Below are 22,627 nucleotides of genomic sequence, written 5' to 3'. Positions count from 1 at the left end.
CTTATAGGTTTTATGGGTTGGGCGACCTGACACTATCGGTTCAAATAATAGTCACCATCAAGGATCACAAGTTCTGTTTTTACGGCAAAAGCGCAAAATCCGCTCATCGAAATGCGGCTCAAGGAAATGCGCGATGAGGACTCTGATCCAGCTGGTTTTGATCACCCTGATGCTCGGCACCGCCGTGCTGACCAACCCGGCCGTTGCCAATGAGCTGCGTACGGGCCATTTGCTGTCACCCGCCGCTGGCGTAAACTCCGTGCAGTGTTGTACAGGTGCATGACGCGTTTGCACCGCAGAGTGCCGCGCCGGTTGATACGCGGATCGACAGGCACCTATTTTGTTATTTTTCAGGAATGTTTATGCACGCTTTTTTCGCCCCGGCCCTGGCTCTTTCTGCCCTGGCGCTGACCGGTTGCATCACGGCGCCGAATGCCCCATCGCTGACCCTGCACACCGCCAAAACCCCTGAAGGCTATGTGCAATGCGTATTGCCCAAGCTTGAAAAGCACGGCATCACCTCGACCGTGACGCAGAACTCGCGCCACGCCAAGGTGCTGTTGACCAGCAAGATCGCGGCCGATGATGTGCTGGAAGCCTATAAATCCCAGGATGGCACCAAGGTGTTCCTGTACGAGCGCAAACCGCTGGCGTCGGCGATCAAGGCGTCACGGCTCGAGCAGGCTGCGCAGGATTGCCAGTAACCCCAGGCCCAGGACAAATGCAGATCAAATGTGGGAGGGGGCTTGCCCCCGATAGCAGTGTGTCAGTAACAAATAAGCTGACTGACCCACCGCTATCGGGGGCAAGCCCGCTCCCACATTTGGATAGTGTTCGACTCAGGGTTTTGACTCATTGCTGAAGGCATTCACGGTCTTGACCAGCCCCTGCGCCGCCAGCGCCACCAGTTCACCGCCTTTCTCCACCGTCGCCAATGCCGGGTCCGAGCCCATGCGCCCGTCGGGGAAACGTGCGCGAAAGTCCAGCGCTTCGCGGATCGGGCCGGTGTTGGCGATTCGCGGCGAGTACTCGGCCGACTTGATCGAGTCCGGATAGGCCCATTGCGTCACGGCAATCTCCGACGGCGTGGCGTGGCTGCCATGGCCCACCGGGAACTGGCGCTGCGCCAGGTCGGTGACGCCTTCCAGGTCCCACCAGTTGACCAGCTTCAATGCGAACCCGGCCGGGCGGCGGGCAAAGCTGGCTTCGGCGTAGAGTTCGGAAAACGCCGCTTCGATGGTGGCGATATTGCCGCCGTGGCCGTTGAGGAACAGGATCTTGTCAAAACCATGCCCGGCCAGCGAGCGCACCCAGTCGCCGATCGCGGCGATAAAGGTCGAAGGGCGCAGCGAGATGGTGCCGGGAAAGCCCAAGTGGTGCTGGGCCATGCCGATGTTGAACGTCGGGCCGACCAGGATATCAGCCTGCTTCTGCGCCTCGACGGCGATGATCTCCGGGCACATCCAGTCGGTGCCCAGCAGGCCGGTGGGGCCGTGTTGCTCGTTGGAGCCGATGGGGATGATCACCGTGCGGCTGCGCTGCAGAAACTGCCCGATCTCGATCCAGGTGGACGTGTGTAGAAGCATGCGACGCTCTCTTTTATCTGTGGGACAGGCTATCCGCCACGGATTGTACGACTACTGGCCACCTGTTGGGGTTTGCAATTGAGATAGGTCGAAGACTTCAACCAGCGCTGGTCGGGGTACCACGAAAACATGAATTGTCCGTCCTTGAGCTTGTCCACCACTTGGCGCGCGACTTGCGGGCGCACCGCCGGGCAGCCCTGGCTGCGGCCGATACGGCCTTCGCGCTTGCTCCATAGCGGGCTGACGTAGTCGGCGGCATGAATCACAATGGCGCGGTCGCGGGCCAGGTCATTGAAGCCAGGCTCCAGGCCGTCCATGCGCAGCGAGTAGCCGTGGGTGCCGAGGTAACTTTCCTGGGTGCGGAACAGGCCCAGGCTGGACTGATGACTGCCTTCGAGATTGGAAAATTCGGTGGCGAAGTTTTCGCCGGACTTGGCGCCGTGGGCCACCAGGTCGCGCAGTACCAGGGTCTTTTTACGCAGGTCGAAAATCCACAGGCGACGGGCGGTAGACGGTTGGGAGTAGTCAATCACGGCCAGGCGATCGGAGCGTTCCTCGCCGTTATTGACCGCGCACTGCACTGCGCTCAGGGCGCTTTTCAACACGATGGGATTGAGTTCTGGAGCCGAGCGCGCCAGGCTGCTATACAAAGAAGCAGGGGAGCCATTGGCGGCGAGCGCAACAGCGCTCGGGAACACCAGGCTCGCCGTAATCAGGCCCAGGGTGGTTAACCCGAGCCGGCGCATAAAAGTCAGCATCTACAAGCGAGTCCCCGCTGTGGAGTGGAGCTAAGTCAATTGTTCAAAAAACACGCATGTTACTTGAGCATTTGCCTGCTCGTTACACCACTGGTCGCCACAGCCGAAGCGCTGCCGCTGCAACCGTTGCCGGTCACGACTCCAGCACCGGTCGACCTGGCGCCGCTGCAACAGGCCCTGGCGCAGCTGCCCAGTGTCTGCCCGCAGCTCGCGCCGCGTATCGACGCCAGTGCGCAATTGCGCCTGCAAGCCTTTTACCAGCAGCAGGGCGACGTGCCGCTGTGGTCTTCCGAAGAGCGTCGGCAGGCCTTGCACGACCAGTTGCTGATGCTCGCCGACGATGGCCTGGATCCCACCCACTATAGCCTGCCCGCTGCAGATGCCACGGCCAATGTGCTGTGCAGCGATATTGCGATCAGCCAGCAGTACCTCCAGGCCCTGCAGGATTTGCACTTCGGGCGCCTGCAGCAATCGCGCTTCGAACCGCTCTGGCATGCCCAGCCGCCGGCCGACGACCCAGGCACCGCCGTGCTGGCCTTCGCCGCCACCGGCTTGCAGGACATGGCCCAGGCGTTCGATCAGGCGCGGCCCAGCGCGGATTTGTATCGCAGCCTGCGCAACGCTTATTCCAGTGCGCGCCAGCAGCCGTTGCCGCAGTGGGAGGCGGTGGGCAGTGGGCCGCTGTTGCGTCCGGGCATGGAAGACCCACGGGTGCCGGAACTGGCGCGGCGCCTCTACCGCGGCGGTTACCTGACCTCTGAACCCAAGGGCAGCGCCCGGCAGTACGGCCCCGAGCTGGCCGCTGCGGTCAAAGCCTTCCAGCTCAGCCATTCCCTGCAGGCCGACGGTGTGATCGGCGCCGGCACCGTGGCTGAACTCAATATCAGCCCGGCGATGCGCCGCGACCAGTTGCGCATCAACCTCGAGCGGTTCCGCTGGCTGGCCCGGGACCTGGAGCCCGAAGGCGTGGTGGTCAACGTCGCGGCCGCGCAACTGAGCGTGTACCAGAGCGGCATTCCCGTGTGGCAGACCCGCCTGCAAGTGGGCCGCGCCGAGCGCCAGACACCGCTGCTCAAATCGCGCATCACGCGGCTGACCCTCAACCCGACATGGACCATCCCGCCCACCATCATGCGCGAGGACAAGCTGCCGGCCATCCGCCTCAATCCGGAATACCTGCGCCAGCAGAACCTGCAAGTGCTGGATGCTGAAGGCCACCCGCTGACGCCGGAGCAGGTCGACTGGGCGCGTCCCGGCAATATCCTGCTGCGCCAGGAGGCGGGCCCGCGCAACCCGTTGGGCAAGATCGTGATGCGTTTCCCCAACCCGTATTCGGTGTACCTGCATGACACGCCGAGCCAGCCACTGTTTACCAAGGGGCCACGGGCGTTCAGCTCGGGGTGCGTGCGGGTCGAACAACCGCTGCTGTTGCGCGACCTGCTGGTGACCCCGGCCGAACGTACGCGCACCGACGAGCTGCTGGCCACCGGCATCACCCATGAATTCAGGCTGGCCACGCCGGTACCGGTGCTGCTGGGGTATTGGACGGTGGAAGTGGATCGCCAGGGAAGTCTGGTGTACGCGCCGGACATCTACGCGCGTGATCCGGTATTGATCAAGGCCATGGGGAGTGTGCTGTAGAACTGAGTGGCCAGGTACCCATGTGGGAGGGGGCTTGCCCCGATGGCGGCCTCTGGGCTGGCCGGGATGTTGGATTGGACCGAGTACATATCCGTTTCTGCGGTAACGGCTGCTATGGGTTCCGCTTTTACAGCGGCTCACTTTTGAAAAGCGCAAAAGTAAGCAAAACGCTCTTGCCCCACCACTCGGCACCTCGCCTAGGCTCGGTGTGCCCTCTCTCCGGCTTGAATCCGTGGGCCGCCGCAATGGGCCATCCCTGGCCCAGTGCGGCTAACCCGGCGTCCTGCCGGGTTACCCACGGATTCAAGCCTGCGTTCGGCCAGCGTGGTTTAACGGGGCGCCTGAGATCAAAAGCAGATCAAGATCGAGATCAAGAGCGACTCGCTTCGCATCGTGGTTACCGTTGGCTGCTACGGTCTGGAAAGTTGTGTAGATACCTATGCCTCGATGAGGGTGTGTCAGCTACAGATAAGCTGGCTGACACACCGCTATCGGGGGCAAGCCCCCTCCCACATTTGGATCTTCACCTATTCAGGCATTAGTTGCTGTCGACATTCCAATATCAGCCGCGCGCCGCCCAGTTCGCTGGTGGCCACGTCCAGCTTGAAGCCGTGCAGGTTGATAATCGCCGCGACAATCGACAGGCCCAGGCCAAACCCGCCTTGTTGATCACTCTCATCGACCCGATAGAAGCGCTGGAACACCGACGCCCGTTCGGCGGCAGGAATCCCCGGCCCGGAGTCGAGCACTTCGACCCGTGTGCTGCCCACATCATTGACCGCGCGCAGGATCACCTTGCCGCCGGGCGGGGTGAACTTGATCGAATTGCTCAGCAGGTTGGCCAGGGCCTCGAACAGCAGGGCGCGGTCGCCGGTAATCCAGGGGAGTGAATCCGGGGTCTGCAGCAGCAGTTCCAGCTCCCCTTCCTCGGCCAGGGGCAGGTAGAAGTCATGCAGCTCGCGCAACAGCGGCAGTGGGTCCATCAGCAAGAAACCCGAACGCCGCTGGTGGTCTTCCAGTTCCGAAATCCGCAGCAGGCCGCGAAAACGCGCCATCAGTGTGTCGGTTTCGGCAATCGCGTCATCGAGCTTCACCGCATTGGCCGAGTCTTCCTCCGCTTGTTGCTTGATGCGGTAAAGCTGCGCACGCAAGCGCGTCAGTGGGGTGCGCAGATCGTGGGCGATGTTGTCGCACACGCCTTTGACCTCGTTCATCAGCTTCTCGATGCGGTCGAGCATGGCGTTGACGATGGCCGCGAGCATGTCCAGCTCATCGCGCCGGTTCGACAGCGGCAAGCGGTGCGTCAGGTCGCCGGCGACGATGGCCTCGGCGCTCGCCTGAATGCCGCGAATGCGCCGCAGTGGGCGACGGCGCAGCAAGTGCCAGCCGGCGATGCCCGGGAGGATGGTCAGCGACAGCGCCCACAGCAGGGCATGCCAGATGATCCGGGTCACGCCGAACAGTGAGCCGTTGGCGCGCACCAGCACCAGCCAGCGCCCGTCTTCGGTGTGGGTGGCCACGGCGTCGCAGCTGTCCTTGGGCAGTTTCGGGTCGTCGGAATCGACACAGTTGGCCAGGGCGTGGATCTTGCCATCGAGCGGCAAGTCGGGCGGCACGGCGCGGATCGGCCCGCTCAACGGACGAAACTGTTCGTCGAACAGGCCGTAGGCATCCACGCCTTTCATGTCGAACGTCATGCTGGTGGTCAGCGCCTCCACCAGTTCTTCACCATCGAAGCGCTGGAACAAATGCTGGCGCTGCATCAGCGAATGGCGCGACAGGTCGCTGAGGTAACCCGACACCTCGTAATACAGCACCCCCATGAGGATGCAGCTCCATGCCACGAACAGCGAACTGTACAGCGCCAGCAACCGACTGCTGGAAGAGCGCCAGCCTTTAGAGGGGTTCAGCAATGACATATCCCGAGCCTCGTACCGTGCGAATCAGCGGCGTGAGGCCCGGCGGGTCGATTTTCTTGCGCAGGCGACCGATGTGCACGTCGATCAGGTTGGTGCCGGGATCGAAGTGATAGCCCCAGACTTCCTCGAAGATCATCATCCGCGACAGGATCTGCCCGGTGTTGCGCATCAAGAATTCCAGCAGCTTGTACTCGGTGGGCAACAGGCTCAGCGGCTGATCGGCGCGGCTGGCTTCGCGGCTGATCAGGTTCAGTTCGAGGTCGGCCACGCGCAGGGCGGTTTCGAATTCCTTGACCGTGCTTTTACGTCGCAGCAGCACCTCGACGCGGGCGGCCATCTCATCGGACGCGAAGGGCTTGGTCAGGTAGTCATCGCCGCCGGCGCGCAGGCCGCGCACGCGTTCGTCCACGTCGGAGAGGGCGCTGATCATCAGGATCGGCGTCGATACGCCGATGGTGCGCAGGGTGGTGACGATGGCCAGGCCATCGAGTTCGGGCAGCATGCGGTCGAGGGTGATCAGATCGTAATCACCACTGACGGCACGGACCAGGCCTTCGCGGCCATTGTCCACCCAGTCTACGTCCAGTCCATGGCTACTCAGCTCGGCGACGATCTCGCGGGCCGTTACGGCGTCATCCTCGATGGTCAAAATGCGGGTCATAGGATTACCTGGTGAGCGTTCACACTAGAAGTGTGGGCATTTTGCCAAGAAGTTGCTGAATGTTTCCTAAATAAAACTTCATCTATCCAAATCAGTGTGGGAGGGGGCTTGCCCCCGATAGGGGTAGGGCAGTTTGTCGATTCTTACCAGACACACCGCAATCGGGGGCAAGCCCCCTCCCACATTGGGTGTTCAACCGGAGAATGCATAACGCCCGCTCTCTACAGGCCATTCTTGCAACTTGCATGATTTTAAAAAGTTCAATTTAGTTAACTTGTTGAAATATAAGCATTTTATTTTTCGTTTGGGCTGGCACGCTGCCTGCACTGTCCTTTTTGAGACTTGTAACACTATTTTTCATGCCTGGAGCAAAACAACAATGATCACATCCTCATCCACGCTGCAAGAGTCAAGCGCGCTCTCCGGGGTTTCCTGGGGGGCGATTTTTGCTGGGGCCGCGGCCGCCGCCGCACTGTCCCTGATCCTGGTGCTGCTGGGTTTCGGCCTGGGCTTTTCGGCGGTGTCGCCGTGGGCCGACAGCGGCATGAGCGCCAAGGGGCTTGGCATTTCCACGATTGTCTGGCTGGCATTCACCCAAATCGTTGCGTCGGGCCTGGGCGGCTACATTGCCGGCCGGTTGCGCGTGAAGTGGGCCAATATGCATGGCGATGAGGTGTACTTCCGTGACACCGCACACGGCTTCCTGGCCTGGGCGGTAGCGACACTGATCACGGCGATGCTGGTGGTCGGTTCGGTCAGCAGCGTGGTCAGCGGCGGCGTCAAAGCCGGTGCCAGCGTTGCATCGGGCGCCGCCAGCGGCATGTCTCAGGCCGCCGGCAGCATGGCCAAGGGCGCCCACAGCGGCGACTTCGGCTACTACGTCGACAGCCTGTTCCGCGACGACCGTCCTGCAGCCGTCGGCGATGACGCCGCCCATGCCGTGGTCGGTCGCATCTTTGCGCGCACATTGAGCAATGACGGCCAACTGGCTCCGGAAGACCGTACCTACCTGGCCCAGTTGATCAGCCAGCGCACCAACCTCAGCCAGGCCGATGCCGAGGCACGCATCGACAAGGTCTACGGCGATGCCCGTAAAGCTGTCGAAGACGCCAAGGTCAAAGCCAAGCAAGCCGCCGACACCGCTGCCAAAGTCGCGGCCTACACCTCGCTGTGGACCTTCGTCGCGCTGCTGATCGGTGCGTTCTTCGCCAGCTTCGCCGCCACCTTCGGCGGTCGCCGCCGGGATGCCGTGGTGTACGTCGAAACCGAAAACTACATTCGTTAAATCAAGGAGAACATGATGCGCTCATTACTGCTGTGGTTCCTCGGCGTGCCAATTCCGCTGATTATCCTGATTGCCATTTTCATGCACTAAACCTGAGCCTGGCTCTGGTCCAATGTGGGAGGGGGCTTGCCCCCGATAGTGGAGTGTCAGTCAGCCGATTCAGCGACTGACACCCTGCTATCGGGGGCAAGCCCCCTCCCACATTTGGTTGGCGGTGAACCAGTCTTAGTCGTCAAATCCCACTTGCTCGTGAATTTCGTCCACCTTCAACTCCAACCGATACGCCACTGCAATGAACAACGCCTGGCACAGGCACAGCGTGGCGCTCAGTGAGCGGAAGGCGAACGAGGAGCCTTCATTGACCAACAGCACAGCGTTCGCCCGCTTGGCCAGGGGCGACAGGTTGCTGTCGGTGATAATCAACGTCTTGGCCTGGTGATGCTGGGCGATACGCAGGCAGTGCTGGGTCTCCTTGCCGTAGGGCGTGAAGCTGATCGCGATCACCAGGTCATTGGCGCGCACGCTGCGCATCTGTTCGCGATAGCTGCCACCCAGCCCCGAAACCAGGTGAATGCGCTTGTTGGTGTGCTGCAGGTTGTACACCAGGTAGTCGGCCACCGCGAATGAGCGGCGTACGCCGACCACGTAGATATTGTCGGCATTCACCACCAGGTCCACGGCCTTGTCGAAGGCCGCGTCGTCCAGTTCAAGCCCCAGCCGTTCGATGCCGGATAACGTGGCGTTGACGCACTCACGCGCCAGGTCGCCGCCGCTGGCCTTCTGCGACTTGTTGGCGATCATGCTGCGGATGCGCTGCTGGTAGTTCTGCACCGGCGTGGTCTTGTGGGTATATGCCTCGCGAAACAACGCCTGCATCTCACTGAACCCGCTGAAGCCGAAACGCTGGGAAAACCGCACGATGGCCGAGGGGTGCACTTCGCATTCGCGGGCGATGTCGCTGATGCGGTCGACCATGATTCGGTCGCTCTGCTGGCTCATGTAGCTGGCGATGCGCTTGAGTTGGCGCGGCAGGCTTTCGTATTCCTCGGTAATCAGCTGCAACAGGCGTTCGGCATTGATCGCAGGGCTGGCGATTGGATCTTCCAGGGGGGTCTCGGGATCGGTGCGGGACATGGGCAATCCTTCTGGCGTGTTCGTCTGGTGCGCTGATGAGTGGCGCAAGTCTACAGGGTAGGCACAAAAAAATACCTCGGCATCAAGGCCTGCGCGGGCTGCTGAAACGATGCACGAAGGCTGTCACCGCATTATGTCGGCTTATTGGAAAAAATATTCCACTAAAAATAATTATGGAATAAATATTGATTGCCGCCGCCGGACGTTCTAGTCTGCTCCCACCAAAGAGCGTTTGCCGTCGCCACGGCGGCACAGCGCAGGCTGATAAAAATAACAGGAGCCAGCATGGGCCAGACTCGTTTTGCCAGTGGGCGTCAATTGGATCTGATTTGCCTCGGACGCCTGGGCGTCGACCTCTATGCGCAGCAAGTGGGGGCGCGGCTTGAGGACGTGTCCAGCTTTGCCAAATACCTCGGCGGTTCTTCGGCCAATATCGCCTTCGGCACGGCGCGGCTGGGGCTCAAGTCAGCGATGCTCAGCCGGGTGGGCGACGACCATATGGGCCGCTTCCTGGTGGAATCCCTGGCCCGTGAAGGCTGCGACGTCAGCGCCATCAAGGTCGACCCGGAACGCCTCACCGCCCTGGTGCTGCTCGGTCTCAAGGACCGCGAAACCTTCCCCCTGGTGTTCTACCGCGAAAACTGCGCCGACATGGCCCTGCGCGCCGAAGACGTCAGCGAAACCTTTATTGCCTCCAGCAAGGCGCTGCTGATCACCGGCACGCATTTCTCCACCGACGGCGTGTACAAGGCCAGTATCCAGGCGCTGGACTATGCGGCCAGACACAACGTCAAGCGCGTGCTCGACATCGACTACCGCCCGGTACTCTGGGGCCTGGCCGGCAAGGCCGATGGCGAGACCCGTTTCGTTGCCGACCAGAACGTCAGCCAGCATGTGCAGAAGATCCTGCCGCGTTTCGACTTGATCGTCGGCACCGAAGAAGAATTCCTGATCGCCGGCGGCAGTGAAGACCTGCTCGGCGCCTTGCGCACCGTGCGCGCACTGACGCCCGCCACCCTGGTGGTCAAGCTCGGCCCGCAAGGCTGCACGGTGATTCACGGCGCTATTCCCGAACGCCTCGAAGACGGTGCGATCTACCCCGGCGTGCGCGTGGAAGTGCTCAATGTGCTGGGCGCCGGCGATGCCTTCATGTCGGGCTTCCTCAGCGGTTGGCTCAACGACGCCACGGATGAGCGTTGCAGCCAGTTGGCCAATGCCTGCGGCGGCCTGGTGGTGTCGCGCCATGCCTGCGCGCCGGCCATGCCGACACCTGCGGAATTGGAGTACCTGTTCAATAGCCCGGTGCCGATCACCCGGCCTGACCAGGACGCGACCCTGCAACGCCTGCACCGCGTCAGCGTGCCGCGCAAAACCTGGAAGCAGCTGTTCGTGTTTGCCTTCGACCACCGCTGGCAACTGATCGACCTGGCCCAACGCGGCGGCCAGGATCTGGCGCGCATCAGTGCGATCAAGCAATTGTTTATCCAGGCCATCGAACGCGTGGAGCGCAAGCTGGGCGAGCAGGGCATCGAGGCCGATGTGGGCCTGCTGGCCGACCAGCGTTTCGGCCAGGATGCGCTCAACGCCGCCAGCGGCCGTGGCTGGTGGATCGCGCGCCCGGTGGAGGTACAGAACTCGCGGCCGTTGGCGTTCGAACACGGCCGCTCGATCGGCAGCAACCTGATCGCCTGGCCTGCGGAACAGGTCATCAAGTGCCTGGTGCAATTTCACCCCGACGACGAACCGCTGCTGCGCCTGGAACAGGAAGCGCAGCTCAAGGCGCTGTACGAGGCGTCCATTGTCAGCGGCCATGAACTGCTGCTGGAAGTCATCCCGCCCAAGGATCATCCCTCCACCTATCCCGACGTGCTCTACCGCAGCCTCAAGCGCCTGTACAACCTGGGCATCTACCCGGCGTGGTGGAAGATCGAGGCGCAATCGGCCGCGGACTGGAAAAAACTCGACGAACTGATCGAAGAGCGCGACCCGTACTGCCGGGGTGTGGTGCTGCTGGGGCTGAACGCCTCGGCGGAATTTCTCGCCGACGGCTTCAAGCAGGCCAGCCAGAGCACCACCTGCCGAGGGTTTGCCGTGGGTCGCACGATCTTCCAGGAACCGAGCAAGGCGTGGATGGCGGGGGAGATTGATGATGAGACCCTGATCCAGCGGGTGCAGGCCACCTTCGAACAGCTTATTACCGCCTGGCGCAGCGCCCGAACCTGATCACAGTTCCAAATGTGCAATGCAATCAAATGTGGGAGGGGGCTTGCCCCCGATAGCGGTAGTTCAGTTAGAGAAGTGTTGTCTGACACGCCGCTATCGGGAGCAAGCCCCCTCCCACATAAAGCAGATTTTCAGTGTTAGTTGAAAACAATAAAAGGTGCAGCCATGCCCGCAATCCGAATTGGCATCAACCCGATCTCCTGGAGCAACGACGACCTGCCGGCCCTGGGCGGTGAAACGCCGCTGAGTACCGCGCTGAGCGAAGGTAAAGAGATCGGCTACGAAGGGTTTGAACTCAACGGCAAATTCCCCAAGGACGCCAAAGGGGTCGCCGACGTGCTGCGCCCCTATGACCTGGCGCTGGTCTCCGGCTGGTATTCCAGCCGCCTGGCGCGGCGTTCGGTGGCCGAGGAAATCGAGGCCATCGCCGGCCACGTCGAGTTGCTCAAGCACAATGGCGCGACGGTGCTGGTGTATGGCGAAGTGGCCGATTCGATCCAGGGCTCACGCGTCCGTCTGATCGAACGCCCACGCTTTCACAGCGAGCAGGCGTGGCAGGCGTACGCCGACAAGCTCACCGAACTGGCACGCTTTACCCTGTCCCAGGGCGTGCGCCTGGCCTACCACCACCATATGGGCGCCTACGTCGAATCCGCCGAAGATATCGATCAATTGATGCGCCGCACCGGCCCGGAAGTCGGCCTGCTGTTCGACTCGGGCCATTGCTATATGGGCGGCGGCGAGCCCCTTGAGGTGCTGCGCAAACATATCGAGCGCATCTGCCATGTGCATTTCAAGGACGTGCGCAAACCCGTGGTGCAACTGGCGCGCAACCAGATGTGGAGCTTTCCCGACTGCATCGTCAACGGCACCTTCACCGTGCCCGGCGATGGCGATATCGATTTTGCGCCCTTGCTCGATGAGCTGTTGGCCGCTGGTTACACCGGCTGGCTGGTGGTCGAGGCCGAGCAGGACCCGGCCGTGGCGCCCAGCTATATCTACGCGAAAAAAGGCTACGACACGTTGCGAGCATTGCTCGACGAGAGGACTTAACCATGAGCTTGCTGGTCAAGAGCAACAAGCGCGGGCAGACCATGGTCGCCCTGGAAGCGGGGCGCCTGGAGTATGTGGGTTTCAGCGCTTATCGCCTGAGCCTGGGAGAGACGCTGCCAGTCAGCACCGGCGACCAGGAGCTGTGCCTGGTGCTGCTCAGCGGCCGGGTAAATATCCAGGGCGAAGGCTTCGACTGGCAGAACCTGGGGGATCGTCAATCGGTGTTCGAGGACAAATCCCCGTTTGCCGCCTACCTGCCGCCCGGCACCGACGCTCGGGTCACCGCCCTGAGTGATGTACAGATCGCGGTGTGCGCCGCACCCGGCGCGGGCGGTTACACACCGCGCCTGATCCGCCCGCAACAGTGCAAGCGCAGCGTGCGCGGCAAAGGCGCCAACACCCGCTACGTGTGCGACATCCTGCCCGACAGCGAGCCGGCGCATTCATTGCTGGTGGTGGAAGTGCGCACGCCGTCCGGGCATTCGTCGAGCTACCCGCCGCACAAGCACGACACCGATGACCTGCCGCACCAGAGCTTTCTGGAAGAGACCTATTACCACCAGGTCAATCCGCCCCAGGGCTTCGTATTCCAGCGCGTGTACACCGACGATCGCAGTATCGACCAGGCCATGGCCGTGGAAAACAGCGACCTGGTGGTGGTGCCCAAGGGTTATCACCCGGTCAGCGTGCCGTACGGCTACGAGTCGTATTACCTGAACGTCATGGCCGGCCCCAAGCGTGCCTGGCATTTCCATAACGACCCGCAGCACAGTTGGCTGCTGGACCTCTGAAACGGTTTTGCACGGAGAACAACAACAATGAAGTCGCCGCTACGCTTTGCCCTTAACCGGATGGTCGCACCCAACCTGTCCCTGCCGGATTTCATCCAGCTGGCCGCGTCGCTCAAGTGCGATGCCATCGAGATCCGCAATGATCTCAAGGACCGCCAGATCGAATACGGCACGCCCGCCAGCCGCGTGCGCGAGTTGTGCGCGGCGCAGGGCATCACGGTGCTGTCGATCAACGCGTTGTATCCCTTTGACGTGTGGAATGATCAACGCCGGGCCCAGGCAATCGAGCTTGCCACCTATGCCCGTGAATGTGGCGCCCAGGGCCTGGTGATGTGCCCGTTCAACGAGCCGGGCGACACGCGCACCGATGCCCAGCGCGCCGCCGGTTTGCGCACGGCGCTGAGCGAGCTGGCGCCGATTCTGCGCGAGTACGGCATCCTCGGCTTTGTCGAACCCCTGGGCTTCGAAGAATCGGCGCTGCGCCGCAAGCGCGTGGCGGTTGACGCGATCAAGGCCATTGGCGGGCTGGATGTGTTCCGTGTGGTGCACGACACTTTCCATCATCACCTGGCCAACGAGCATGAGTTCTTCCCCGAACTCACCGGCCTGGTGCATATCTCCGGCGTGGAAGATGCCGAAGCGCCGCTCAACGCGATCCGTGACGGCCACCGCGTACTGGTGGGCGAGGGCGACATCCTCGGCAATGCGGCGCAGATCGACACCTTGCTCAGCACCGGCTACAGCGGCTACCTGTCGTTCGAGCCGTTTGCAACCAGCGTGCATGAACTGGCGGATATCCAGCAGGCTCTGGGCGCCAGCATTGCCCACCTGAAAAAAAGTTGAGGGGCGCGACATGACCACCACCCGACTGACCATGGCCCAGGCCCTGGTGAAGTTCCTGGATAACCAATACATCGAAGTCGATGGCGTGCAGAGCAAGTTTGTCGCCGGCGTGTTCACCATTTTCGGTCACGGTAATGTGCTGGGTCTCGGCCAGGCGCTGGAGCAGGACAGCGGTGACCTGGTGGTGCACCAGGGCCGCAACGAGCAGGGCATGGCCCACGCCGCCATCGGCTTCGCCAAACAGCACCTGCGCCGCAAGATCTACGCGTGCACCGCCTCGGTGGGGCCCGGCGCGGCGAACATGCTCACCGCCGCGGCCACCGCCACGGCCAACCGCATTCCGTTGCTGCTGTTGCCCGGAGATGTCTACGCCAGTCGCCAGCCTGATCCGGTGTTGCAGCAGATCGAGCAGTTTCATGACCTGAGCATCAGTACCAACGATGCTTTCCGCTCGGTCAGCAAATACTGGGACCGCATCAACCGCCCGGAGCAATTGATGAGCGCGGCGATCCACGCCATGCGCGTGCTTACTGATCCTGCGGAAACCGGCGCGGTCACCCTGGCGCTGCCCCAGGATGTGCAGGCCGAAGCCTGGGACTACCCGGATTATTTCCTGCAAAAACGCGTGCACCGCATCGAGCGTCGCCCGCCGACGACCGCGATGCTTGACGATGCATTGGCCGCCTTCAAGGGCAAGCGCAAACCGCTGATCATCTGTGGCGGCGGGGTGAAGTACTCCGGCGCGAATGCTGCGCTGCAAGCCTTTGCCGAGCGCTTCGATATCCCCTTCGCCGAAACTCAGGCGGGCAAGAGCGCGGTGGTGTCCAGTCACCCGCTGAACGTCGGCGGTATTGGCGAGACCGGTTGCCTGGCGGCCAACCTGCTGGCGCCCGAGGCGGACCTGATCATCGGCATCGGCACCCGTTATACCGACTTCACCACCTCGTCCAAATCACTGTTCAAACAGGCCGAGGTGACGTTTCTCAACCTCAATATCAGCCCGTGCGATGCGTTGAAGCTCGACGGCGTGCAAGTGCTGGGCGATGCCAGGGTCGCCCTGCAAGCCCTGGCCGATGCCCTGGGCGACTACCGCGCCGGTTGGGGCGAGCAGGTGCGCGACGCCAGGGCGCAACTGGACGCCGAAGTGGACCGGGTGCATCAGATTGAATACCAGGGCGATGATTTCGTCCCCGAAGTCGATGACCACCTGGACCGCGCGGTCCTGCGCGAATTTATCGAACTGACCGGCTCCTGCCTGACCCAGAGTCGCGTACTCGGCGTGCTCAACCAGACCCTGGCCGACGACGCCATCATTGTCGCCGCCGCCGGCAGCCTGCCCGGCGATCTGCAGCGCGCCTGGCGCAGCAAGGGCGTGAACACCTACCACGTCGAATACGGCTATTCGTGCATGGGCTACGAGATCAACGCCGCCCTCGGCGTCAAGCTGGCCGAACCGGGCAAAGAGGTGTACGCGCTGGTCGGCGATGGCTCCTACATGATGCTGCATTCGGAACTGGCCACCTCGATCCAGGAGCGCCGCAAGATCAATGTGGTGCTGCTCGACAACATGGCTTTCGGTTGCATCAACAACCTGCAGATCGGCAACGGCATGGACAGCTTCGGCACCGAGTTCCGCTACCGCAACCCCGAGAGCGGCAAGCTCGACGGCGGCCTGGTGCCGGTGGATTTCGCCATGAGCGCGGCGGCGTATGGCTGCAAGACCTACAAGGTCAGCAGCGTGGAACAGCTTGAAGCGGCGCTGGCCGATGCGCGCAGCCAAAGCGTGTCGACCCTGATCGATATCAAGGTGCTGCCCAAGACCATGGTCCACGGCTACCTGTCGTGGTGGCGGGTGGGGGTGGCGCAGGTGTCCACCAGCGAACGCACCAACGCCGCCGCAAAAAAACTCAATGAACAACTGGCCAAGGCCCGGCAGTACTAATAACAAGAGGAGTGCATGTATGTCGTTGAAGCTTGGAGTGATCGGTACCGGTGCCATCGGCCGTGACCATATTCGTCGTTGCAGCCAGACCCTGCTCAACAGCCAGGTGGTGGCGGTCACCGATATCAACCTTGAACAGGCCGCCAGGGTGGTAGCCGATTTGAAGCTGGACGCCGAGGTGTACCCGGACGGCCACGCGTTGATCAACTCGCCGCAGGTGCAAGCCGTGCTGGTGACGTCGTGGGGGCCGAGTCACGAAGAATTTGTGCTTGCCGCCATCGCCGCCGGTAAACCGGTGTTCTGCGAGAAACCCCTGGCGGTGACCGCCGAAGGCTGCCGCCGCATCGTCGAGGCCGAAGTGGCGCACGGCAAGCGCCTGGTGCAGGTCGGTTTCATGCGCCCCTACGACGAAGGCTACCGCGCCTTGAAAGCGGTGATCGACAGCGGCCAGATCGGCGAGCCGCTGATGCTGCACTGCGCCCATCGCAACCCGACGGTGGGCGAGAACTACAAGACCGACATGGCGATTACCGACACCCTGATCCACGAACTGGATGTACTGCGTTGGCTGCTCAACGACGACTACGCCTCCGTGCAGGTGGTGTTCCCGCGCAAGACCAGCAAAGCCCTGGCCCACCTGCGCGACCCGCAGATCGTCCTGCTGGAGACCGTCAAAGGCACGCGTATCGACGTGGAAGTGTTCGTCAACTGCCAATACGGCTACGACATTCAATGCGAAGTGGTGGGGGAGAGCGGCATCGCCAAATTGCCGGAGCCTTCACAGGTACAGATGCGCAGTGGAGCGAAATTGTCGAACGCGATTCTGATGGATTGGAAGGACCGGTTTATCGGCGCCTATGACGTGGAATTGCAGGCATTCATCGACAGCGTGCGCGCCGGTCAAGTGGGCGGGCCGTCGGCCTGGGACGGCTATGCGGCGGCAGTGGCGGCGGATGCCTGTATCGAAGCGCAGGGCAGTGGACAGATTGTGCCGGTGAGCCTGCCGGATCGTCCACATTTCTATGGCTGAGCCACTGGAGAAACGCGGTTAAAAATGTGGGAGGGGGCTTGCCCCCGATAGCGGTGGATCAGTGACAAGAATGGTTACTGGCACACTGCCATCATGGCATAGGTACCTACAAACCACGATGCGAAGCGAGTCGCTCTTGATCTTGATCTGCTGTTGATCTCAGGCGCCCCGTCAAACCACGCTGGCCGAACGCAGGCTTGAATCCGTGGGTAACCCGGCAGGACGCCGGGTTAGCCGCACTGGGCCATGGATGGCCCATTGCGGCGGCCCACGGATTCAAGCCGGAGAGAGGGCACACCGAGCCTAGGCGAGGTGCCGAGTGGTGGGGCAAGAGCGTTTTGCTTACTTTTGCGCTTTTCAAAAGTGAGCCGCTGTAAAAGCGGAACCATTAGCAGCCGTGACCGCAGAAACGGATATGTACTCGTTCCAATCCAACATCCCGGCCGGCCCCGAGGTCGCCATCGGGGGCAAGTCGAATCGTCGCACCGCCCCTCCCACATTTGATTGGGTTTGCACTTCAAAGAAGGAATAAATCATGCGAATCGGACTAGTCGGCTACGGCCACGGAGGGCGCTTCTTTCATGCGCCGCTGATTGCGACGTTGCCAGGCGCGACCTTTGTCGGCGTCGTCACACGATCCCCCGAGCGCCGCCGGCAACTGGCAAACGACCACCCTGGCCTGCCAGCCTTCGACACCCTCGGCCAGATTGTCGAAGCCGGCGTCGACGCCCTCGTCATCTCCACCACCCTCAAAGGCCGTCCGGCCCTGGTGCTCGAAGCCATCGAGCATGGCGTGGCGGTGGTCAGCGACAAGCCCTTCGCCGCCAACGCCGAGCAGGCCCAGGCCTTGATCACCGCCGCTGAACGCCAGGGCACGTTGCTCAGCGTCTACCAGAACCGGCGCTGGGACTCGGATTACCTGACCCTGCGCAAACTCATCGACGCCGGTGCGCTGGGTCAGATCAGCCGTTTTGAATCCCGCGTCGAACGCTACAGCCCCCAGGCGGTGGGCAATGCCAGCGGCGGCGGCTGGTTGCGCGACCTCGGCAGCCATCTGGTGGACCAGGCCCTGCAACTGTTCGGCCCGGTGGACCGGGTATTTGCGCAACTGCACTTCACGCCCGAGCATCCCAGCCTCGATCACGGCTTTTTCGTGGCGCTGACCCATGCCAACGGCGTGATTTCGCACCTGTGGGGCAGTGCCTTGCAAAACAGCCAGGCGCCGCGATTTCGTGTCAGTGGCACGCTGGGCTGCTACACCGTTGAAGGGCTGGACGGCCAGGAAGATGCGCTGATGGCCGGCAAATCACCGAAAACCGAAGGCGAGCATTGGGGCGCGGAAGAGCATCGACGCTGGGGCTGGTTCGAACAAGGGTCGGAGCGGGAACGGGTGCCCTCGGAAAAGGGCTGCTGGCCGCAGTTCTACCGACAGTTGCAACGTGCCGTGCAGGGTCAGGGGCCGCTGCCGGTAAATGCCTGTGACGCGCTGGAAACCACCCGTATATTGGACGCTGCGCGCCTCAGCGCCGAGCGCCAGCAGGTGGTTTCGACAAAAATAGAATAAAATTCTAAAACAGGTTGATATGGAAATTATTTTCCAATAAAGTCTTTTCCAGGTTGCATAAAGTACGTCTTGGGCTCGACCCCGACGACTCAACAAAAACAAGATCAAAAACAACCAGGTACCGTCAGATGAAAATCTTCAACGCTGTACTGCGAGTTTTACGCCCTGCCCACACGCCACGCGCATTGCCTCGCGCCCGGCCGTTCTACTTCTCCTTCCTCAATGTGCTGTGCGTCGAAAACCAGGGCGCGCTGGTCTGCTGCATTCCCGGCGCACCGGTGGTCCGCGTGCCTGCCGAACGCTGATAAACGCAACGTCCATAAAACCAACAAGAAAGTGGAGACAGACCGTTCATGAAGACCCCGATCCGTTTTACCGCGCTGGCCCTGTCGATACTGCTCGCCAGCGGCGTTGCCGTGGCCGCTGACATCAAGGTGGGCGTGAGCATGTCCGCCTTCGATGACACCTTCCTGACCTACCTGCGCGAAGACATGGACAAGCAGGCCAAGTCCTATCCCAAGGGCGACGGCGTGCAACTGCAGTTCGAAGACGCCCGCGCCGATGTGGTCAAGCAACTGAGCCAGGTCGAGAACTTTATCAGCCAGAAAGTCGACGCCATCATCGTCAACCCGGTGGACACCGCCTCCACGGCGAACATCATCAAGGCCGCCACCGCCGCGAAAATCCCATTGGTGTTCGTCAACCGCCGTCCCGACCAGAAAGACTTGCCCAAGGACGTGGTCGCCGTGACCTCCGATGACGTCGAAGCGGGCAAGCTGCAGATGCAGTACATCGCCGAAAAACTCGGCGGCAAGGGCAAGATCGTGATCCTGCTGGGCGACCTGGCGAACAACTCCACCACCAACCGCACCAAGGGCGTGAAGGAAGTGCTGGCCAAGTACCCGGACATCAAGATCGAGCAGGAACAGACCGGTATCTGGCTGCGCGACAAGGGCATGACCCTGGTCAATGACTGGCTGACCCAGGGCCGCGAGTTCAACGCCGTGCTGGCCAACAACGACGAGATGGCGATCGGCGCGTCCATGGCGCTGAAGTCGGCAGGCACCAAACCCGGCACGGTGTTGATCGCCGGGGTCGATGGCACGCCGGACGGTCTCAACGCAATCACCAAGGGCGACATGGCGGCCTCGGCGTTCCAGGACGCCAAGGGCCAGGCCGTCGGCTCGGTAGAGGCGGCGCGCAAGATGGCCAGGCACGAGCCGGTGGAGCAGAACGTGGTGATCCCGTTCAAGCTCATCACCCCGGACAACGTCAAAGACTTCAAGTAGCCCTGAACTCACACCCCTAAGCCGGCAGGGCGGTCACGGCCGCCCTGCAGATGGAGTATCTCCCTATGCTCGCTCACGCCACTGTCGCGCCGCCGCCGGGTATCCAGCCGCTGGCGCAGGACGAACCCTACCTGCTGGAAATTCTCAACATCAGCAAAGGCTTTCCCGGCGTCGTGGCCCTGGACGATGTGCAGCTGCGCGTGCGCCCCGGCACGGTGCTGGCGCTGATGGGCGAGAACGGTGCGGGCAAGTCGACGCTGATGAAAATCATCGCCGGCATCTATCAGCCCGATGCCGGCGAAATCCGCCTGCGGGGCAAGCCGGTCACCTTCGAGACGCCGCTGGCGGCGCAAAAGGCCGGGATTGCGATGATCCACCAGGAACTCAACCTGATGCCGCACATGAGCATTGCCGAGAATATCTGGATCGGCCGCGAGCAGCTCAACAGCCTGCACATGGTCAACCACCGCGAAATGCACCGCTGCACCGCCGAGCTGCTGGCGCGCCTGCGCATCAACCTCGACCCCGAAGAACAGGTGGGCAACCTGAGCATCGCCGAACGGCAGATGGTCGAGATCGCCAAGGCCGTGTCCTATGACTCCGATATCCTGATCATGGATGAGCCGACGTCGGCGATTACCGAAAAGGAAGTCGCCCACCTGTTTTCGATCATTGCCGACCTCAAGTCCCAGGGCAAAGGCATCGTCTACATCACACATAAAATGAACGAAGTGTTCGCCATCGCCGATGAAGTGGCGGTGTTTCGTGACGGCCAATACATCGGCCTGCAACGCGCCGACAGCATGAACAGCGACAGCCTGATCTCGATGATGGTCGGCCGTGAGCTGAGCCAGTTGTTCCCGGTGCGCGAGACGCCGATTGGCGACTTGCTGCTGTCGGTGCGTGACCTGAGTCTGGACGGCGTATTCAAGGACGTGTCCTTTGACCTGCACGCCGGTGAAATTCTCGGCATCGCAGGATTGATGGGCTCGGGCCGCACCAACGTCGCGGAAACTATTTTCGGCATCACCCCCAGCAGCAGCGGGCAGATCACCCTGGACGGCAAGCCGGTGCGCATCAGCGACCCGCACATGGCCATCGAGAAGGGCTTCGCGCTGTTGACCGAGGACCGCAAGCTCAGCGGCCTGTTCCCGTGCCTGTCGGTGCTGGAAAACATGGAAATGGCGGTGCTGCCGCACTATTCGGGCAACGGTTTCATCCAGCAAAAGGCCTTGCGCGCCTTGTGCGAAGACATGTGCAAGAAGCTGCGGGTGAAAACCCCTTCGCTGGAACAGTGCATCGACACCCTGTCCGGCGGTAACCAGCAGAAGGCGCTGTTGGCGCGCTGGCTGATGACCAACCCGCGCCTGCTGATCCTCGATGAACCGACCCGGGGTATCGACGTGGGCGCCAAGGCCGAGATCTATCGCCTGATCGCCTTTCTCGCCAGCGAAGGCATGGCGGTGATCATGATTTCCTCGGAACTGCCCGAAGTGCTCGGCATGAGCGACCGGGTGATGGTGATGCACGAAGGCGAACTGATGGGCACCCTGGATCGCGCGGATGCCACCCAGGAAAAAGTCATGCACTTGGCCTCCGGTATGACCGTGGTCCACTGACTCCAGAATAAGAAGGTGATGGGTTATGAATGCAATAACAGATAACAAGCCGGCCACGGCACCGGTCAAGCACCGTCGACGCCTGCCCACCGAATTGAGCATCTTCCTGGTGCTGATCGGCATCGGCCTGGTGTTCGAATTGTTTGGCTGGATCGTGCGCGACCAGAGCTTTTTGATGAACTCCCAGCGCCTGGTGCTGATGATCCTGCAGGTGTCGATCATCGGCTTGCTGGCCATCGGCGTGACCCAGGTGATCATCACCACCGGTATCGACCTGTCGTCCGGCTCGGTGCTGGCCTTGTCTGCGATGATCGCCGCCAGTTTGGCGCAGACTTCCGATTTTTCCCGGGCGGTGTTTCCGTCCCTGACCGACTTGCCGGTGTGGATTCCGGTGGCGATGGGCCTGGGTGTGGGCCTGCTGGCGGGGGCAATCAACGGCAGTATTATCGCGGTCACCGGTATCCCGCCGTTCATTGCGACCCTGGGCATGATGGTCTCGGCCCGTGGCCTGGCGCGTTACTACACCGAAGGCCAGCCGGTGAGCATGCTCTCGGACTCGTACACGGCCATCGGCCATGGCGCGATGCCGGTGATCATCTTTCTGGTGGTGGCGGTGATTTTCCATATCGCCCTGCGTTACACCAAGTACGGCAAATACACCTACGCCATCGGCGGCAACATGCAGGCGGCGCGCACCTCGGGGATCAACGTCAAGCGTCACCTGATCATCGTCTACAGCATCGCGGGTTTGCTCGCAGGCCTGGCCGGCGTGGTGGCTTCGGCCCGCGCGGCAACCGGCCAGGCGGGCATGGGCATGTCCTACGAGCTGGACGCTATCGCGGCGGCAGTGATCGGCGGCACCAGCCTGGCGGGCGGGGTAGGGCGCATCACCGGCACCGTGATCGGCGCGCTGATCCTCGGCGTCATGGCCAGCGGCTTTACCTTCGTCGGGGTGGATGCGTATATCCAGGACATCATCAAGGGCCTGATCATCGTGGTGGCGGTAGTGATCGACCAGTACCGCAACAAGCGCAAGCTCAAGCGCTGAGCCTACCTCGAGGACAACATCGTTCAAATGTGGGAGGGGGCTTGCCCCGATAACCATAGGTATCTACACAACTCTGTGGCGCCCAACCGTAACCACGATGCGAAGCGAGTCGCTCTTGATCCTGATCTTGATCTGCTTTTGATCTCAAGCGCCCCGTTAAACCACGCTGGCCGAACGCAGGCTTGAATCCGTGGGCAACCCGGCAGGACGCCGGGTTAGCCGCACTGGGCCATGGATGGCC

20 protein-coding genes are annotated in these 22,627 nt (G+C 62.0%); 15 read left to right on the top strand and 5 right to left on the bottom strand.

Annotated features, from left to right (window positions below):
* Window positions 1–133: 133 nt before the first annotated feature.
* Both BFQ00_RS29635 and BFQ00_RS11175 read left to right on the top strand, forming a co-directional pair.
* The gene (locus BFQ00_RS29635) at window positions 134–283 is read left to right on the top strand and encodes a hypothetical protein (RefSeq protein WP_170827549.1); all 150 of its coding nucleotides are present in this window, start codon (window positions 134–136) and stop codon (window positions 281–283) included.
* Window positions 284–362: 79 nt separating this feature from the next.
* Window positions 363–704, top strand: coding sequence for a hypothetical protein (locus BFQ00_RS11175; RefSeq protein ID WP_065885210.1), 342 nt, complete (start codon window positions 363–365; stop codon window positions 702–704).
* Window positions 705–839: 135 nt separating this feature from the next.
* Here BFQ00_RS11175 and BFQ00_RS11170 read toward each other — a convergent pair whose 3' ends face one another.
* Both BFQ00_RS11170 and BFQ00_RS11165 read right to left on the bottom strand, forming a co-directional pair.
* The gene (locus BFQ00_RS11170; protein WP_065885211.1) at window positions 840–1,586 is read right to left on the bottom strand and encodes a creatininase family protein; all 747 of its coding nucleotides are present in this window, start codon (window positions 1,584–1,586) and stop codon (window positions 840–842) included.
* Window positions 1,587–1,615: 29 nt separating this feature from the next.
* A complete protein-coding gene (locus BFQ00_RS11165; RefSeq protein WP_065933555.1) occupies window positions 1,616–2,344 on the bottom strand; it encodes a murein L,D-transpeptidase catalytic domain family protein in 729 nt (242 codons plus the stop codon).
* A gap of 39 nt (window positions 2,345–2,383) precedes the next feature.
* Here BFQ00_RS11165 and BFQ00_RS11160 point away from each other — a divergent pair, with 39 nt between their 5' ends.
* Window positions 2,384–3,985: a L,D-transpeptidase family protein gene (locus BFQ00_RS11160; protein WP_065933554.1), complete on the top strand. Its 1,602-nt coding sequence runs from the start codon at window positions 2,384–2,386 to the stop codon at window positions 3,983–3,985.
* 527 nt (window positions 3,986–4,512) lie between these two features.
* Here BFQ00_RS11160 and BFQ00_RS11155 read toward each other — a convergent pair.
* The gene (locus tag BFQ00_RS11155) at window positions 4,513–5,904 is read right to left on the bottom strand and encodes a sensor histidine kinase (RefSeq protein WP_065933553.1); all 1,392 of its coding nucleotides are present in this window, start codon (window positions 5,902–5,904) and stop codon (window positions 4,513–4,515) included.
* Window positions 5,882–6,565, bottom strand: a complete 684-nt coding sequence (locus tag BFQ00_RS11150; protein ID WP_010564812.1) for a response regulator transcription factor — start codon at window positions 6,563–6,565, stop codon at window positions 5,882–5,884. The genes BFQ00_RS11155 and BFQ00_RS11150 overlap by 23 nt, the downstream gene beginning before the upstream one ends.
* 379 nt (window positions 6,566–6,944) lie before the next feature.
* Between BFQ00_RS11150 and BFQ00_RS11145 the strand changes: the two genes are divergently transcribed.
* A complete protein-coding gene (locus tag BFQ00_RS11145) occupies window positions 6,945–7,850 on the top strand; it encodes a hypothetical protein (protein WP_065892997.1) in 906 nt (301 codons plus the stop codon).
* Between the two features lie 225 nt (window positions 7,851–8,075).
* On the opposite strand, the gene BFQ00_RS11140 is transcribed toward BFQ00_RS11145, so the two are convergent.
* Complete coding sequence (locus BFQ00_RS11140; protein ID WP_065885216.1) at window positions 8,076–8,984, bottom strand: MurR/RpiR family transcriptional regulator; 909 nt, start codon at window positions 8,982–8,984, stop codon at window positions 8,076–8,078.
* Between the two features lie 285 nt (window positions 8,985–9,269).
* Between BFQ00_RS11140 and iolC the strand changes: the two genes are divergently transcribed.
* The 11 genes from iolC to BFQ00_RS11090 all read left to right on the top strand — a co-directional run bounded on the left by iolC (window position 9,270) and on the right by BFQ00_RS11090 (window position 22,386).
* Window positions 9,270–11,207, top strand: a complete 1,938-nt coding sequence (gene iolC / locus BFQ00_RS11135; protein ID WP_065933552.1) for a bifunctional 5-dehydro-2-deoxygluconokinase/5-dehydro-2-deoxyphosphogluconate aldolase — start codon at window positions 9,270–9,272, stop codon at window positions 11,205–11,207.
* 165 nt (window positions 11,208–11,372) lie between these two features.
* Window positions 11,373–12,260: a myo-inosose-2 dehydratase gene (gene iolE / locus BFQ00_RS11130; RefSeq protein ID WP_065885218.1), complete on the top strand. Its 888-nt coding sequence runs from the start codon at window positions 11,373–11,375 to the stop codon at window positions 12,258–12,260.
* A 2-nt stretch (window positions 12,261–12,262) separates the two neighbouring features.
* Window positions 12,263–13,051, top strand: coding sequence for a 5-deoxy-glucuronate isomerase (gene iolB / locus BFQ00_RS11125; RefSeq protein WP_065933551.1), 789 nt, complete (start codon window positions 12,263–12,265; stop codon window positions 13,049–13,051).
* Window positions 13,052–13,078: 27 nt separating this feature from the next.
* Window positions 13,079–13,894 carry a TIM barrel protein gene (locus BFQ00_RS11120; RefSeq protein ID WP_065933550.1) on the top strand — a complete coding sequence of 272 codons (816 nt, stop codon included), beginning with the start codon at window positions 13,079–13,081 and terminating at the stop codon, window positions 13,892–13,894.
* A 10-nt stretch (window positions 13,895–13,904) separates the two neighbouring features.
* A complete protein-coding gene (gene iolD, locus BFQ00_RS11115; RefSeq protein ID WP_065933549.1) occupies window positions 13,905–15,836 on the top strand; it encodes a 3D-(3,5/4)-trihydroxycyclohexane-1,2-dione acylhydrolase (decyclizing) in 1,932 nt (643 codons plus the stop codon).
* Between the two features lie 19 nt (window positions 15,837–15,855).
* Window positions 15,856–16,866 (top strand): Gfo/Idh/MocA family protein, encoded by a 1,011-nt coding sequence (locus BFQ00_RS11110; protein ID WP_065885222.1) that lies wholly within the window; start codon window positions 15,856–15,858, stop codon window positions 16,864–16,866.
* A 535-nt stretch (window positions 16,867–17,401) separates the two neighbouring features.
* Complete coding sequence (locus tag BFQ00_RS11105; protein WP_065885223.1) at window positions 17,402–18,430, top strand: Gfo/Idh/MocA family protein; 1,029 nt, start codon at window positions 17,402–17,404, stop codon at window positions 18,428–18,430.
* Between the two features lie 128 nt (window positions 18,431–18,558).
* On the top strand, window positions 18,559–18,735 hold the full coding sequence (locus BFQ00_RS29630) for a hypothetical protein (RefSeq protein WP_163001556.1): 177 nt from the start codon (window positions 18,559–18,561) through the stop codon (window positions 18,733–18,735).
* Between the two features lie 48 nt (window positions 18,736–18,783).
* Window positions 18,784–19,719, top strand: a complete 936-nt coding sequence (locus BFQ00_RS11100; protein ID WP_065933548.1) for a sugar ABC transporter substrate-binding protein — start codon at window positions 18,784–18,786, stop codon at window positions 19,717–19,719.
* Window positions 19,720–19,784: 65 nt separating this feature from the next.
* Window positions 19,785–21,338 carry a sugar ABC transporter ATP-binding protein gene (locus BFQ00_RS11095; protein WP_065933547.1) on the top strand — a complete coding sequence of 518 codons (1,554 nt, stop codon included), beginning with the start codon at window positions 19,785–19,787 and terminating at the stop codon, window positions 21,336–21,338.
* Window positions 21,339–21,363: 25 nt separating this feature from the next.
* Window positions 21,364–22,386, top strand: coding sequence for an ABC transporter permease (locus BFQ00_RS11090; RefSeq protein ID WP_024076018.1), 1,023 nt, complete (start codon window positions 21,364–21,366; stop codon window positions 22,384–22,386).
* The last annotated feature ends 241 nt before the right edge of the window (window positions 22,387–22,627 follow it).

It is taken from the genome of Pseudomonas sp. 28 E 9 (genome assembly GCF_900004785.1).
Classification (GTDB): Bacteria; Pseudomonadota; Gammaproteobacteria; order Pseudomonadales; family Pseudomonadaceae; genus Aquipseudomonas; species Aquipseudomonas orientalis_A.
Note: the sequence above shows the minus strand (reverse complement) of the source record. Positions and strands in the feature narration are given on the sequence as shown.